This is a genomic window from Gilvimarinus sp. 1_MG-2023, from assembly GCF_030548285.1.
The window spans coordinates 1-16,038 of sequence record NZ_JAUOSC010000021.1; the positions used below are offsets into that span (position 1 = coordinate 1).

Below are 16,038 nucleotides of genomic sequence, written 5' to 3' on the forward strand. Positions count from 1 at the left end.
ACCAGAATCGCACCGTCCATTTGCGCCGCACCGGTGATCATGTTTTTCACATAATCGGCGTGACCTGGGCAGTCTACGTGGGCGTAGTGACGATTCGGTGAATCGTACTCAACGTGTGAAGTCGCGATGGTAATACCGCGCTCACGCTCTTCTGGTGCGTTATCAATACCGTCAAAGGCAACGGCATCGCCGCCCCAGACTTCCGCACATACACGGGTCAGTGCCGCGGTCAGAGTGGTTTTACCGTGGTCAACGTGACCAATGGTGCCCACATTGACGTGGGGCTTATTACGTTCGAACTTTTCTTTTGCCACTTTACGTGTCCTCTAATTTGCGTCAATAAAATAAGAAGCGTGTTATTCCCTGATGATATTATTTTTTGCCATAATCTCATCAGTGACATCTTTCGGTGCATCAGCATAGCCTTTAAATTCCATGCTGTAGGTTGCACGACCTTGTGTTGCAGAGCGCAGGTCAGTTGCATAACCGAACATCTTTGCCAGGGGCACCTCGGCGTTGACAATCTTACCACTGATACTCTCTTCCATACCCTGAATAGTGCCGCGACGACGGTTAAGATCGCCCACCACGTCACCCATATTCTCCTCTGGCGTCACCACCTCCACTTTCATGATGGGCTCCAGAAGAACGGCACCGCCTTCTTGTGCCAACTTTTTAGTTGCCATAGAAGCGGCTATTTTAAACGCCATCTCGTTAGAGTCCACATCGTGGAAAGAGCCATCATACAAGGTGGCCTTCAACCCTAACAGCGGATAACCGGCCAAAACACCGTTTTGCATTTGCTCTTCGATGCCTTTGCTGACCGCAGGTATGTACTCTCTGGGCACGACACCACCGGCGATTTCGTTAACAAACTCTAAACCTTCGGCATTATCGTCCTCGGCAGGTTCAAAACGAATCCACACATGACCATACTGACCACGACCACCGGACTGTCGAATAAACTTGCCTTCAATTTCACTGGTATTACGTATGCGTTCGCGGTAGGCGACTTGCGGCTTACCGATATTGGCTTCCACGCTGAATTCGCGCTTCATCCGATCAACAATGATATCCAGATGCAGCTCACCCATACCACCGATGATGGTTTGCCCTGTCTCTTCATCCGTTTTCACCCGGAATGAAGGATCTTCTTGGGCCAGTTTACCTAGGGCTACACCCATTTTTTCTTGGTCAGCTTGGCTTCTAGGTTCAACGGCCACATGAATCACAGGCTCCGGAAACTCCATGCGCTCCAGGGTAATAATACTTTTAGGCGCGCATAAGGTATCACCCGTGGTGACATCTTTAAAGCCAATACCGGCGGCGATATCACCGGACAGTACTTCTTTGATTTCTTGGCGATCGTTGGCGTGCATTTGAACCATACGACCGACCCGCTCTTTTTTACTCTTAACCGGGTTAAAAACCGTGTCGCCAGTAGCCAAGGTTCCCGAGTAAACACGGAAGAATGTCAACGTACCCACAAAGGGGTCGGTGGCAATTTTAAACGCAAGTGCTGAGAAAGGTGCACTGTCGTCAGCCTCGCGGGTAGCGGGAGTTTCCCCGTCCTCCAGCACGCCCTCAATGGCTTTTACCTCGGTTGGCGCAGGTAAATATTCAACTACCGCATCCAGAACCGCTTGTACGCCTTTGTTTTTAAAGGCCGAGCCGCCCAGTACCGGAATGATCTCATTGGCTAGAGTACGCTTGCGTATGGCCGCTTTAATTTCCTCCTCAGAAAGCTCTTCGCCCTCGAGGTATTTGTTCATAAGGTCATCGTCGGCCTCGGCGGCAGCTTCCACCAGAAACTCGCGCATTTCATCGCAGGTTTCACGCAATTGTGCAGGGATATCTTGATATTCAAAGGTCGCACCACGATCATCTTGATTCCAGATGATCGCCTGCATTTTAATCAGGTCGACAACACCCGTAAAATCTTCCTCTGCGCCAATTGTCATTTGCAGGGGAACCGCGTTCGCCCCCAATCGCTCACGCAATTGATCGACCACACGAGCAAAGTCGGCTCCAGTGCGATCCATCTTATTGACGAATACCAGACGAGGCACTTCGTATTTATTAGCCTGACGCCAAACAGTTTCAGTTTGCGGCTGTACGCCAGAGGAGCCGCAAAGCACGACTACAGCACCATCGAGTACGCGCAATGAGCGCTCAACTTCAATGGTGAAGTCAACGTGGCCAGGGGTGTCGATAATATTAATTCGGTGTTCATCGAATTGCTTGCGCATGCCGGACCAAAAAGTGGTCACCGCAGCGGAGGTAATGGTGATCCCGCGCTCTTGCTCCTGCTCCATCCAATCGGTGGTGGCAGCACCGTCGTGCACCTCACCAATTTTGTGAGAAAGACCAGTGTAGAAAAGTACGCGTTCTGTAGTGGTCGTTTTACCTGCATCTACATGAGCGCAAATACCGATATTACGATAGCGAGCAATGGGCGTCTTACGTGCCACTTGGGTGTTCTCCCGTTACCAAAAGCAAATCATTAGATAGCCGGGCTAATTGTAATCGCTGCCCGGAAGGAGTCCAGCAAAAATGGGCAAATATGCTGGAGCTTGGCTTTCGCCACAAAGACTTAGGGAGGTCTCTGTATACCGACTACTGATGGTAAAAATAGCCAGCTTAAATAGTAAAAGGCAGCCATAATAGCTGCCTTTTGTTTCTCAATGCTTACAAACTTAGAAGCGAAAGTGAGAGAACGCTTTGTTGGCCTCGGCCATACGATGCACGTCTTCACGCTTCTTCACTGCAGAACCTTTGTTCTGCGAAGCATCAATCAACTCACCAGCCAAACGGGCAGGCATAGACTTCTCACCGCGACCGCGAGAGTAATCTACCAACCAGCGCATAGCCAGTGCAACACGACGGGCTGGGCGAACTTCTACCGGCACTTGGTAGGTTGCACCACCCACGCGGCGGGATTTAACTTCCACCAATGGAGCAATGTTATCCAGCGCTTCGTCGAAAACTTCAATCGGATCGCGATTGAGCTTATCATTAACAATATCCAGCGCACCGTAAACAATACGTTCTGCTACGGCCTTCTTACCACTGATCATCACGTGGTTCATGAACTTTGCCAGAGTAACATTACCGAATTTAGGATCCGGCAAGATCTCGCGTTTCGCGACAACTCTTCTTCTTGGCATTTTAATAGCCTCTCTTCAGGGGTTGTCCAGGACACATGCCTGGGCCTTACTCGGTTCTACCCGAAAACGTAACAGCGACCTTACTTAGGACGCTTGGTACCGTACTTAGAGCGACCTTGCTTACGGTTGTTAACACCGGCAGTATCCAGTGAACCGCGAACAGTGTGGTAACGAACACCTGGCAAGTCTTTTACACGACCGCCACGAATCAGTACAACACTATGCTCTTGCAAGTTGTGCCCTTCACCACCGATATAAGAGGTAACCTCAAAACCGTTAGTCAGACGAACACGACATACTTTACGCAGTGCAGAGTTCGGCTTCTTAGGTGTGGTGGTGTAAACGCGGGTGCAAACGCCACGCTTTTGTGGGTTGGCTTGCAGAGCAGGTACATCGCTCTTTTGAACCTTACGTTTTCTCGGCTTACGAACCAACTGGTTGATCGTTGCCATGAAAATAAACTCCAAAAATTATATAACGCCTCAATTGAGGCCATTTAAAGAAGATAGCGGCTGCTATCTCCCACTTCTACAAAAAGTGGGTGGCGCATTGTAATGACACCACCCACCCTCGTCAAGGCTAATCGAACAATAATTGCTCGCCCCGGTGAGCGATCACCGGGGCTATTGGCCCCGAACAGCCCCTGCTGGGGCCGATTTCTTACTCGCCGCTAGACTTCAGGGCTTCGGTCAGAGCTGCTTCGACATCTTCGGCGCTTACGCCAGTCTCGGCAAACTCAATAGCTTCTTCACGTTTGCGCTTGCGCTCTGCGTGATAAGCCAGACCAGTACCGGCAGGAATCAGACGCCCTACAACCACGTTCTCTTTCAAGCCGCGCAGGGAGTCTTTCTTGCCAGTCACCGCCGCTTCGGTCAATACACGGGTGGTTTCCTGGAACGAGGCGGCCGAGATAAACGACTCAGTTGCCAACGATGCCTTGGTAATACCCAGCAACAGGCGATCGAATTTAGCAGGCTGCTTGTCTTCTGAGCGTAAACGCTCATTTTGCTCCAGCACTGCGGTGTATTCGACTTGCTCACCTTTAACGAAGGTAGAGTCACCCATTTCGGTAATTTCTACTTTGCGCAGCATTTGGCGAACAATGGTTTCGATGTGCTTATCGTTAATCTTTACACCCTGCAGACGGTAAACGTCCTGAATTTCGTTGGTGATGTAGCTCGCCAGAGCTTCAACACCTTTCAGACGTAAAATGTCGTGCGGATTACTTGGACCATCCGATACAACCTCACCCTTCACAACTTGCTCACCTTCAAACACCGTCAGTTGACGATGTTTTGGAATCAGCACTTCGTAGTGGGTTGAGCCATCTTCCAAAACGTGTCCTTCGTTCGGTGTAATCACCAGGCGACGCTTGCCTTTGGTCTCTTTACCGAAGGTCACAGTCCCTGAGATTTCCGCCAAAATAGACGGCTCTTTAGGCTTACGTGCTTCAAATAAGTCGGCAACACGAGGCAGACCACCGGTAATATCCCGGGTTTTCGAACCTTCCTGAGGAATACGTGCAACAATATCCCCGACCGAAACCGTATCGTTATCCGCAATACTCAAGATGGCACTGGCCGGCAGCATATAGTGCGCAGGCATGGTGGTATTGGGCAAACACAGATCATTGCCATTCGCGTCGGTAAGTGTCACCGCTGGACGCATATCTTTACCTGCCGATGGGCGCTCGGACGGATCCATCACCTCAATCGACGACAAGCCTGTCAGCTCATCCGTGGTGCGACGTACCGACAGGTTATCTTCCATTCCAGAGAAGATTACCTTACCGGCCACTTCAGTCACGATGGGGTGAGTGTGCGGATCCCACTTAGCAATCACTTGACCGCCATCCACTTTCTCGCCATCTTTCACCGAAATAACGGCGCCGTAAGGGATCTTATAGCGCTCACGCTCACTACCCTGAGCATCGGCAACTGCCAATTCACCAGAGCGCGACACGGCTACCAGATTGCCGTCAGAGTTGGTGACAACTTTAACGTTAATCAGACGAATGGTACCGTCTTGCTTAACCTGTACGTTGTCCGCGGCCGAAGCTCGCGAGGCCGCACCACCGATGTGGAAGGTACGCATGGTCAGCTGGGTACCCGGCTCACCGATCGACTGAGCCGCAATAACACCGGTCGCTTCACCGACATTAACGCGGTGACCACGAGCCAAGTCACGGCCGTAACACATAGAACAAATACCGGTACGGGCATCACAGGTAATCGGCGAGCGCACCAGCACTTCATCGATACCCATGCCTTCAACGCGCTCAACCCAAGCCTCATCAATCATGGTACCGGCAGGCACCAAAATTTCATCGGAGTTGGGGCGAATGACATCGCGGGCCACAATCCGACCGAGGATTCGATCACCCAGAGATTCAATAACGTCGCCGCCTTCAATCACCGGCGCCATTTCCAAACCTTCGTCAGTGCCACAATCGTTGGAGGTCACCACCAAGTCTTGGGCAACATCCACCAGACGACGGGTCAGGTAACCGGAGTTTGCAGTTTTCAGTGCGGTATCGGCCAGACCTTTACGCGCACCGTGCGTCGAAATAAAGTACTGACCAACGTTTAGACCTTCACGGAAGTTAGCGGTAATAGGCGCTTCAATAATGGAGCCATCAGGCTTTGCCATCAGACCACGCATACCAGCCAACTGACGAATCTGTGCTGGGCTACCACGAGCACCAGAATCGGCGTACATATAAACCGAGTTAAAAGAGGTTTGCTGCTCCTCTTCACCGTCACGGTTAATCACCGACTCAAAGCTAATGCCGTCCATCATGGACTTAGCCACCAAGTCATTGGCGCGCGACCAAATATCGATCACTTTGTTGTATTTCTCACCGGCGGTTACCAGACCCGAAGCAAACTGGCTTTCGATTTCTTTTACTTCAGCTTCGGCGCGCCCTACGATCTCGTGCTTATCATCGGGGATCGCAAAGTCGTTAACACCGATAGACGAGCCCGACTTGGTTGAGAAGTCGTAACCCATGTACATAAGTTGGTCGGCAAAAATAACGGTCGCTTTCAAGCCAACGGCACGATAGCAGTGGTTAATCACACCTGAAATAGCCTTTTTCACCATAGGGCGATCGGTCATTTCAAACGGAATACCTTCCGGAACGATTTCCCACAGCAGAACACGACCAACCGTGGTTTCTACTAAACGGTTGTTGGCTTGCTTCTCGCCTTCGATACCGATGATAACCTCATCGATACGAACTTTAACTCTTGCTTGCAGGTCTACCTGGCCACCGTAGTAAGCGCGGGAAACTTCTGCCACATCAGCGAAGATCATACCTTCACCCTGAGCGTTAATGCGCTCACGAGTCATCCAGTACAAGCCCAATACCACGTCCTGCGAAGGAACGATGATCGGCTCACCCGACGCAGGTGACAGAATGTTGTTCGTGGACATCATCAACGCACGCGCTTCCAACTGGGCTTCCAGTGTCAGCGGAACGTGAACAGCCATCTGGTCACCATCGAAGTCGGCGTTGTAGGCTGCACAAACCAGCGGATGTAGCTGAATGGCCTTACCTTCAATCAGTACCGGTTCAAAGGCCTGAATACCCAAACGGTGCAATGTCGGTGCGCGGTTCAACAGTACCGGGTGCTCACGAATCACTTCGTCGAGGATATCCCAAACCACTGGCTCTTCGCGCTCGACCATTTTCTTGGCCGCTTTAATAGTAGTGGCTAAGCCGCGCAATTCCAGCTTGCTAAAGATAAACGGCTTAAACAGCTCTAGAGCCATTTTCTTTGGCAGACCACACTGGTGCAGTTTTAATGCAGGACCGGTCACAATCACCGAACGGCCAGAGTAGTCAACACGCTTACCCAGCAGGTTCTGACGGAAACGACCTTGCTTACCTTTGATCATATCGGCCAAAGATTTTAACGGACGCTTGTTAGAACCGGTAATCGCACGACCGCGACGACCGTTATCCAGCAGTGCATCAACAGACTCTTGCAACATACGCTTTTCGTTGCGCACGATGATGTCTGGCGCGTTCAAATCGAGCAGACGCTTCAAACGGTTGTTACGGTTGATAACCCGACGGTACAAGTCATTCAGATCAGAAGTCGCAAAACGACCACCGTCCAGAGGTACCAAAGGACGAAGATCTGGCGGCAGTACCGGCAGAACTTCCATCACCATCCACTCAGGGTTGTTGCCCGAGAAGTAGAAAGCTTCCAACAGTTTCAAGCGCTTGGAGAACTTCTTAATTTTGGTTTCAGAATTGGTGTTTGGAATCTCTTCGCGCAGACGCTGGATTTCTTCTTCCAGGTTAATGTCGGCCATCAAGGCTTTAATAGCCTCGGCACCCATCAATGCGTCGAACTCATCACCAAACTCTTCCATTGACTCGAAGTATTGCTCATCGGTCAACAGTTGGCCGCGCTCAAGCGTGGTCATGCCAGGATCGGTAACAACGTAGGATTCAAAGTAGAGCACGCGCTCAATGTCACGCAGCGTCATATCCAGCAGTAAACCAATACGGCTAGGCAGCGACTTCAAAAACCAAATGTGGGCAACTGGGCTCGCCAGTTCAATGTGACCCATGCGCTCACGACGCACTTTAGCCAAAGTAACTTCTACACCACATTTTTCACAGATGATACCGCGGTGCTTCATGCGCTTATATTTACCGCACAAACACTCGTAATCTTTTACCGGACCAAAAATCTTGGCGCAGAACAAACCTTCACGCTCGGGCTTGAAGGTACGGTAGTTGATGGTCTCAGGCTTTTTAACTTCACCAAACGACCAAGAGCGAATCATTTCTGGCGATGCTAAGCCAATACGAATCGCGTCGAATTCTTCAGTTTGTCCCTGGGACTTGAGCAAATTAAGTAAGTCTTTCAAGGCGCTTCCTCCAGTGGGCTGCAGTAGTGCAGTTTGCACACGAGGCGGAGCAAATGCCCCGCCTTAACCGATTTAGTAATGGACGGACGATTACTCGTCCTCTTCCAGTTCCATATTGATACCGAGGGCGCGAATCTCTTTAACCAGTACGTTAAAGGACTCAGGCATACCCGGTTCCATACGGTGGTCGCCATCGACAATGTTCTTGTACATTTTGGTTCGGCCGGCCACGTCATCCGATTTAACGGTCAACATTTCCTGCAGAGTATAAGCAGCACCGTATGCTTCCAGTGCCCACACCTCCATCTCACCAAAGCGCTGACCACCAAACTGTGCCTTACCACCCAGCGGCTGCTGAGTAACCAAGCTGTAAGAGCCGGTAGAACGAGCGTGCATCTTGTCGTCCACCAAGTGGTTCAACTTCAGCATGTACATATAGCCGACGGTCACCGGACGTTGGAATTTGTCGCCGGTACGGCCGTCGTACAACTGCATCTGACCGGAATCAGGCAGATCAGCCAAGCGCAGCAGGGATTTGATTTCGTGCTCTTTAGCACCATCAAATACCGCAGTGGCCATAGGCACACCGCCGCGCAGGTTATTGGCCAAGTCCATAATTTCTTCATCGGCGAAACTGGCCAGATCTTCTTTCGCGTAAACGTCACCGGTTTCGTTGTAAATCTCTTCCAAGAAACCACGCACTTCGTTCACAGCTTTTTGCTTGCGAACCATGTCGTCGATTTTAACGCCGAGGCCTTTAGCGGCCATACCCAAGTGAGTCTCCAGAATCTGCCCCACGTTCATACGCGAAGGCACACCCAGTGGGTTGAGTACCACATCAACGGGCTGTCCGGTTTCGTCATAAGGCATATCTTCAACCGGCATAATCACCGAGATAACACCTTTGTTACCGTGACGACCGGCCATTTTGTCACCAGGCTGGATGCGACGTTTGATGGCCAGATAAACCTTAACGATCTTCAGTACACCTGGAGCCAGATCGTCACCGGTAGACAGCTTGCGCTTTTTGTCATCGAAACGTTCGTCCAAGTCTTTACGACAAGCGGCCAGGCGCTCTTCGGCGCGGTCGATTTGTTCGTTCAGCTCATCTTCGGCAACACGCAATTTAAACCACTGCTCGGTTTCAAGGCTATCCAACAGTTCGTCGGTCAGCTCATCACCTTTTTTAACGCCTTTACCCGCTGCCACTTTTTGACCGCGAATAACACTGCGCAAACGCTCCAGAGTAGCCGCTTCCATAATGCGGAACTCTTCGTTCAAATCTTTGCGAATTTCGTCTAACTGAGCTTTTTCGATTTCCTGTGAGCGCTGGTCTTTCTCCAAGCCATCACGGGTAAATACCTGAACGTCAATCACTGTCCCTTTGGTGCTGGAAGGCACACGCAAAGACGTGTCTTTCACATCAGAAGCTTTTTCACCAAAGATGGCACGCAGCAGTTTTTCTTCTGGTGTCAGCTGAGTTTCACCTTTAGGCGTCACTTTACCGACCAGAATATCGCCGCCACCCACTTCCGCACCGATGTAAACAATACCGGACTCATCCAGCTTGTTCAGTGCGTTTTCGCCCACGTTAGGAATATCGGAAGTAATTTCTTCACTGCCCAACTTAGTGTCACGAGCAATACAGGTCAGCTCTTGAATGTGAATAGTAGTAAAGCGGTCTTCTTGTACAACACGCTCGGACACCAAAATGGAGTCTTCGAAGTTGTAACCATTCCAGGGCATAAACGCGATGCGCATATTTTGCCCCAGTGCCAGCTCACCCATATCAACAGAAGGGCCATCCGCCAAGATGTCGCCACGATGAATAACATCACCAACATTGACGATTGAGCGCTGGTTAATACAGGTGTTCTGGTTAGAACGGGTGTACTTAATCAAGTTGTAGATATCAACACCAGCGTCGCCGGCTTCAACTTCATCACTGTGTACTTTAACGACGATACGGCCCGCATCCACACGGTCGATAACACCACCGCGATTGGCAACCACACAAACACCTGAGTCAGCAGCCACGTTGCGTTCCATACCGGTACCGACCAATGGCTTTTCAGCTTTCAGGGTAGGCACGGCCTGACGCTGCATGTTCGAACCCATCAAGGCGCGGTTAGCATCATCGTGCTCAAGGAACGGAATCAACGAGGCCGCAACCGATACCACCTGACGTGGTGATACGTCCATCAACTGAACCTCAGAAGCGCTCTTCAGGGTAAAGTCGTTGTAATGGCGTACGGAAACCAAGTCTTCGATCAATCGACCTTCTTCGTCCAGCTTGGCCGAGGCCTGTGCGATAACGAATTCGGCTTCGTTAATGGCCGACAAAAATTCAATATGGTCGGTTACTTTACCGTCTACAACACGACGGTAAGGTGTCTCCAAAAAGCCATAACTATTGGTGCGTGAGTAAGTCGCAAGCGAGTTAATCAAACCAATGTTTGGACCTTCAGGAGTCTCAATTGGGCAGACACGACCGTAGTGAGTCGGGTGTACGTCACGCACCTCAAAGCCGGCACGCTCACGAGTCAGACCACCTGGCCCCAAGGCCGACACACGACGCTTGTGAGTTACCTCAGACAGCGGGTTGTTCTGATCCATAAACTGAGAAAGCTGCGACGAGCCAAAGAACTCTTTAATGGCAGCGGCAACAGGCTTGGCGTTAATCAAGTCTTGTGGCATCAAGCCTTCGCTTTCAGCCATTGATAAACGCTCTTTAACCGCACGTTCAACACGCACCAAACCAACACGGAATTGGTTTTCGGCCATTTCCCCAACCGAGCGAATACGGCGGTTACCCAGGTGATCGATGTCATCAACAACGCCTTTACCGTTACGGATGTCGATCAGAGTCTTCATCACGTCAACGATATCGTCGTTGGATAGAATACCTTCCCCAAATTCCTCTTCACGGCCCAGGCGACGGTTAAACTTCATGCGACCTACGGCCGACAAGTCATAACGCTCTTGGGTAAAGAACAAATTGTTGAACAGCGCTTCTGCTGACTCTTTAGTGGGTGGTTCACCGGGGCGCATCATGCGGTAGATTTCTACCAACGCTTCGAGCTGAGTACGGGTCGGGTCGATACGCAAGGTATCTGACATAAACGCACCGCAATCAAGTTCGTTGGTGTACAGCGTTTCAACGGTTTGAATATTGGCTTTGGTCAATGTTTCCAGTGCATCGGCGGTAATTTCGCTGTTGCACTCCAGCAGCACTTCACCGGTATCAGGATCGATAATGTCACGCGCCAAAGCACGGCCCAACAGGTATTCTGCGGGTACAGCCATTTCATCAACGCCGGCTTTCTCTAACTGGCGGATATGGCGAGCCGTTACACGACGACCTTCTTCAACGAGCAGCTTGCCGTTTTTGTCTTTGATGTCAAAAGTGGCGACATCACCGCGTAAGCGCGAAGGCACAACTTTAAAAGTAAATTGACCATCTTCACCCAACGTGAAGGTACTGCTCTCGAAGAACATGTCCAACACTTCCTGCGAGCTGAAACCCAGCGCACGCAGTAAAATAGAGGCGGGCAATTTACGACGACGGTCAATACGTACGTAAACTAAATCTTTCGGGTCGAACTCAAAGTCCAACCAGCTGCCACGGTAAGGAATAATCCGGGCGCTGTAGAGTAGCTTGCCAGACGAGTGCGTCTTGCCTTTATCGTGGTCGAAGAAGACACCCGGGGAGCGGTGCAACTGAGACACGATAACGCGCTCGGTACCATTGATAACAAAAGTACCATTTTCGGTCATGAGCGGAATTTCGCCCATGTACACTTCTTGTTCTTTAATGTCTTTAATAGCTTTGTTCGCTGAATCTTTATCGTAGATAATCAGTCGAACTTTTACACGCAGCGGTGCAGAATATGTCACCCCACGCAAAATACATTCGTTTACATCAAACGCTGGCTTACCCAGCATATAACTGACGTATTCGAGAGCGGCGTTACCAGAATAGCTGGCAATCGGGAACACAGAGCGGAAGGCGGCGTGCAAGCCGACATCGTGACGCTCTTCACCAGTCGCATCTGCCTGGGTAAATTTTCTGTAAGAATCCAGTTGAATCGCCAATAGATAAGGCACATCCATGACGTGTGGCAGCTTGCCAAAGTCCTTGCGGATACGTTTTTTCTCAGTGTATGAGTAAGCCATCTGTATTCCCCAGCTTGTTCACGGAACGGGCCCTTGGGCCGCATATACGCAAAGCGTATGTTTTGCTATCCCTTTGCGGCGCTGTCACGCCTTGCGCGTTAAGACAGCGAGCACTGCACGGTCATATCATTTGACCGAAAACGGAAAAAGGCTGGCGGGTAAAACCCACCAGCCCTGGGAAGTTACCCTCCCAAGCCCAACGCAATCGTCAGACTTTTTGAACTCAAGTACTTACTTAAGCTCAGCAGACGCACCTGCTTCTTCCAGCTTAGCTTTAGCAGCTTCAGCGTCTTCTTTAGAAACACCTTCTTTAACAGCTTTAGGTGCTTCTTCAACGATCGCTTTGGCTTCTTTCAAGCCCAGACCGGTGATTTCGCGAACAGCTTTAATAGCGTTCACTTTCTTCTCACCAGCGCCGGTGATGATAACGTCAAATTCGGTTTGCTCTTCAGCAGCACCGCCAGCATCGCCAGCAGGACCAGCTGCAACAGCAGCAGCTGCAGATACGCCGAACTTCTCTTCCATTGCAGAAACCAGCTCTACAACGTCTTTTACTGACATCTCAGCAATCGCTTCGATGATATCTTCTTTAGATACAGACATGTCTCAATTCCTATCTGTTTGAGCGTATGCTCAATGTGTCTTTAAGGTTAAGCTGCAATAGAATTACGCAGCGTCCTGTTCTTTGCTGTCGCCAATGGCTGCAATAGTGCGAACCAGTTTGCCAGCGGAAGCTTCTTTCATAACGCTCATCAGCTTGGCGATTGCTTCGTCGTAAGTTGGCAGGGTAGCCAGCATTGCAACGTCAACCAATTCGCCTTCAAAAGCTGCTGTTTTAAGCTCCAGATTGTCATCACTCTTTGCGTACTCTTTCAAGATACGCGCACCGGCACCTGGGTGGTCGGTAGAGAAAGCAATCAGAGTAGGACCGACAAAGCTCTCAACGAGACATTCGTATTCGGTACCTTCAACAGCGCGACGAGCCAAGGTGTTACGAACGACTTTCATCCAAACGCCGTTCTCACGAGCCTCTTTACGCAGGGCAGTCATTTTGTCTACAGTTACGCCGCGTGAATCGGCAACAACCGCTGACAGAGCGCCCTTCGCAGCTTCCTGGACTTCAGCGACAATCGCTTTTTTACCTTCAAGTCCTAATGCCACGGGATTTCTCCTGGGTTTGACAGATAACTCTGTCGTTTTTCTTGCACCAACCAAAACATTCTTGGCGGGCGATGATTCGGTGAATATCTTCGAGCAAGTCGAAGAGGGTCCACCGTCTGCGTAGGCCATCATTAAGATAAACGCAATACCTGCCGCCTATCACCTACGGTCTTTGACGGCCTGCCTAAAGCAGACCCCAAAGTTCGTTTAGCTGTAAATTAAACAGCCAATGAAGACTGATCGATAACCAAGCCAGGACCCATGGTCGTGCTCAGTGCGATCTTCTTCAGGTATACACCTTTAGCGCTAGCTGGCTTGGCTTTTTTCAAGTCAGCAACCAGAGCTTCTAAATTTTCTTGCAAGGCTTTCGCATCAAAAGTCAACTTGCCAATGCCGCCGTGGATGATGCCGCCTTTATCAGCGCGGTAACGCACCTGACCGGCTTTAGCATTCTTAACCGCAGTTGCAACATCGGGTGTTACAGTGCCGGTTTTAGGGTTTGGCATCAGACCGCGAGGACCTAGCACTTGACCCAGCTGACCCACAACACGCATCGCATCTGGGCTGGCTACAACAACATCGAAATCCATCATGCCGCCTTTAATTTCAGCCGCAAGCTCATCCATACCGATCAGATCTGCGCCCGCTTCTTTAGCGGCATCTGCGTTTGCACCCTGGGTGAAAACGGCAACGCGAACATCTTTACCCGTACCGTTTGGCAGAGTGGTTGCGCCGCGAACAGACTGATCAGATTTACGAGGATCGATACCTAAGTTAATCGACACATCAACGGTCTCTGCGAACTTAACGCTAGACAGCTCTTTTAACAGAGCAACTGCATCTTCCAGAGTGTACTGCTTAGCAGCATCTACTTTCTCAGCGATTACGCGCTGACGCTTAGACAATTTAGCCATGTTACACGCCCTCCACATCAAGACCCATCGAGCGGGCTGAGCCGGCGATGGTACGTACCGCCGCATCCATATCGGCTGCGGTCAAATCGGGATCTTTAGCAGTCGCGATTTCTTCCAACTGAGCACGGGTAACAGTACCCACTTTCTTAGTGTTGGGATTGCTTGAACCAGACTTAATACCAGCCGCCTTTTTCAAAAGGTATGAGGCCGGTGGAGTCTTCATGCTGAAGGTGAAGCTGCGATCGCTGTAAACACTGATCACAACTGGAACTGGAGCACCTGCTTCCAAACCTTGTGTCTGGGCGTTGAACGCTTTACAGAACTCCATAATATTCACACCGTGCTGACCCAATGCTGGACCAACTGGCGGACTTGGATTTGCTTTGCCTGCACCAACTTGTAATTTGATGTAGGCTTGTACTTTCTTAGCCATATCACTTCTCCAAAAATGGGTATTAACGCCTCAAAGAAGTAAACTTCTGATCACAGGCTCCCCGTAAACCACACGACTCTTGCTACACAGGCCGCGAGGACGCAAAAACCTCCCCCTGCCAAAGCAAAGGAAGGTCGTAAAAATCCGTAGCTAGGCGTTTAGGTCTTCTCGACCTGCCCAAACTCCAACTCCACCGGAGTAGAGCGACCGAAGATCAGCACTGCAACTCGCAGGCGATTCTTCTCATAATTCACCTCTTCCACAACACCATTAAAGTCGTTGAAAGGGCCATCAGTAACACGAACCATTTCACCTGGCTCGAACATTGTTTTGGGCTTCGGCTTCTCAATCGAGTCATCAACTCGCTGCAAAATAGCCTCTGCTTCTTTGTCGGTAATAGGTGCAGGCTTATCCGCCTTGCCACCAATAAAACCCATAACCCGAGGCGTATCTTTTACCAAGTGCCAAGAGTCATCATTCAACTCCATTTGCACCAACACATAGCCGGGGAAAAATTTGCGCTCACTTTTACGCTTCTGCCCGCCACGCATCTCCACCACTTCTTCAGTGGGAACCAATACGTCACCGAACGAATCCTGCATTTGATGCAGATCAATACGCTCTTGCAGAGATGCCGCTACTTTCTTTTCGTAGCCAGAATACGCGTGTACAACGTACCAACGCTTCGCCATGAGTGCTTATCCTATTATCTTAGAAGCTACAAAACCAAAAATGGTATCCAGCCCCCAGAGAATCAACGCCATCACAATAACAACGACCACCACCAGCAAGGTAGTTTGATTGGTTTCCTGACGAGTAGGCCATACAACTTTGCGCACTTCTACAACCGACTCACGCAGCAGTTGAATTAAACCACTACCTTTTGCCGTTTGCGAAGCAATCGCCAGCCCCACCAAACCCAGCGCTAAAAGTGCAAGAACACGATATAGCAGTGGCTGAGCGGAGAACATTGAGTTACCCACAACACCGACGGCCACAACAGCGATCACCATCAGCCACTTTAGGGCATCCAGGCGATACTCTTTAGGCTCGTTTTTTGTTGTACTCATGCAGCAAACAACCTATTAGTCATGCGAATAAAGATGGCAGGCCAGGAGGGACTCGAACCCCCAACTTTCGGTTTTGGAGACCGACGCTCTACCAATTGAACTACTGGCCTAAAAATCAAAGGGGCGGAAAACCGCCCCAGACATCAACTAATTATTAGTCGATGATTTTGGCAACAACACCGGCACCAACGGTACGACCACCTTCGCGAACCGCGAAGCGCAGACCGTCT

General features: G+C 50.4%; 13 protein-coding genes and 1 tRNA gene. All 14 read right to left on the minus strand.

The annotated features are described in order from the left end of the window. Window positions 1-314 (minus strand): GTP-binding protein (locus Q4563_RS15245; RefSeq protein ID WP_303605067.1); only part of this gene is annotated, 314 nt, incomplete at its 3' end. Between the two features lie 42 nt (window positions 315-356). Then, window positions 357-2,471 carry an elongation factor G gene (gene fusA / locus Q4563_RS15250; RefSeq protein WP_303605068.1) on the minus strand — a complete coding sequence of 705 codons (2,115 nt, stop codon included), beginning with the start codon at window positions 2,469-2,471 and terminating at the stop codon, window positions 357-359. A gap of 225 nt (window positions 2,472-2,696) precedes the next feature. Beyond that, on the minus strand, window positions 2,697-3,167 hold the full coding sequence (rpsG, locus tag Q4563_RS15255) for a 30S ribosomal protein S7 (RefSeq protein WP_215977996.1): 471 nt from the start codon (window positions 3,165-3,167) through the stop codon (window positions 2,697-2,699). 80 nt (window positions 3,168-3,247) lie between these two features. Continuing rightward, entirely contained in the window at window positions 3,248-3,619 is a 372-nt protein-coding gene (gene rpsL / locus Q4563_RS15260; RefSeq protein ID WP_041524457.1) for a 30S ribosomal protein S12, read from the minus strand. A gap of 208 nt (window positions 3,620-3,827) precedes the next feature. Then, window positions 3,828-8,054 (minus strand): DNA-directed RNA polymerase subunit beta', encoded by a 4,227-nt coding sequence (gene rpoC, locus Q4563_RS15265; protein ID WP_215977997.1) that lies wholly within the window; start codon window positions 8,052-8,054, stop codon window positions 3,828-3,830. A gap of 90 nt (window positions 8,055-8,144) precedes the next feature. Beyond that, entirely contained in the window at window positions 8,145-12,230 is a 4,086-nt protein-coding gene (gene rpoB, locus Q4563_RS15270; RefSeq protein WP_215977998.1) for a DNA-directed RNA polymerase subunit beta, read from the minus strand. Window positions 12,231-12,461: 231 nt separating this feature from the next. Continuing rightward, window positions 12,462-12,833, minus strand: a complete 372-nt coding sequence (gene rplL, locus Q4563_RS15275) for a 50S ribosomal protein L7/L12 (protein WP_215977999.1) — start codon at window positions 12,831-12,833, stop codon at window positions 12,462-12,464. Window positions 12,834-12,896: 63 nt separating this feature from the next. Continuing rightward, window positions 12,897-13,391: a 50S ribosomal protein L10 gene (rplJ, locus tag Q4563_RS15280; protein ID WP_215978000.1), complete on the minus strand. Its 495-nt coding sequence runs from the start codon at window positions 13,389-13,391 to the stop codon at window positions 12,897-12,899. A 218-nt stretch (window positions 13,392-13,609) separates the two neighbouring features. After that, complete coding sequence (gene rplA / locus Q4563_RS15285; RefSeq protein ID WP_215978001.1) at window positions 13,610-14,305, minus strand: 50S ribosomal protein L1; 696 nt, start codon at window positions 14,303-14,305, stop codon at window positions 13,610-13,612. Between the two features lies 1 nt (window position 14,306). After that, window positions 14,307-14,738: a 50S ribosomal protein L11 gene (gene rplK, locus Q4563_RS15290; protein ID WP_215978002.1), complete on the minus strand. Its 432-nt coding sequence runs from the start codon at window positions 14,736-14,738 to the stop codon at window positions 14,307-14,309. 158 nt (window positions 14,739-14,896) lie between these two features. Continuing rightward, window positions 14,897-15,430, minus strand: a complete 534-nt coding sequence (gene nusG, locus Q4563_RS15295; protein ID WP_303605069.1) for a transcription termination/antitermination protein NusG — start codon at window positions 15,428-15,430, stop codon at window positions 14,897-14,899. A gap of 6 nt (window positions 15,431-15,436) precedes the next feature. Continuing rightward, window positions 15,437-15,808 carry a preprotein translocase subunit SecE gene (secE, locus tag Q4563_RS15300; RefSeq protein WP_215978004.1) on the minus strand — a complete coding sequence of 124 codons (372 nt, stop codon included), beginning with the start codon at window positions 15,806-15,808 and terminating at the stop codon, window positions 15,437-15,439. Window positions 15,809-15,842: 34 nt separating this feature from the next. Further along, window positions 15,843-15,918: transfer RNA gene (locus Q4563_RS15305), tRNA-Trp, on the minus strand. A gap of 44 nt (window positions 15,919-15,962) precedes the next feature. Then, window positions 15,963-16,038: hypothetical protein (locus Q4563_RS15310; RefSeq protein WP_303605070.1), on the minus strand; the 76-nt coding region annotated here is incomplete at its 5' end.

Excerpts from the sequence above, each read along its gene's own strand:
- rpsG (WP_215977996.1), bottom strand. The coding sequence starts at position 3,167 with ATGCCAAGAAGAAGAGTTGTCGCGAAACGCGAGATCTTGCCGGATCCT.
- rpsL (WP_041524457.1), bottom strand. The coding sequence starts at position 3,619 with ATGGCAACGATCAACCAGTTGGTTCGTAAGCCGAGAAAACGTAAGGTT.
- rpoB (WP_215977998.1), bottom strand. The coding sequence starts at position 12,230 with ATGGCTTACTCATACACTGAGAAAAAACGTATCCGCAAGGACTTTGGC.
- rplL (WP_215977999.1), bottom strand. The coding sequence starts at position 12,833 with ATGTCTGTATCTAAAGAAGATATCATCGAAGCGATTGCTGAGATGTCA.
- rplA (WP_215978001.1), bottom strand. The coding sequence starts at position 14,305 with ATGGCTAAATTGTCTAAGCGTCAGCGCGTAATCGCTGAGAAAGTAGAT.
- rplK (WP_215978002.1), bottom strand. The coding sequence starts at position 14,738 with ATGGCTAAGAAAGTACAAGCCTACATCAAATTACAAGTTGGTGCAGGC.
- nusG (WP_303605069.1), bottom strand. The coding sequence starts at position 15,430 with ATGGCGAAGCGTTGGTACGTTGTACACGCGTATTCTGGCTACGAAAAG.
- secE (WP_215978004.1), bottom strand. The coding sequence starts at position 15,808 with ATGAGTACAACAAAAAACGAGCCTAAAGAGTATCGCCTGGATGCCCTA.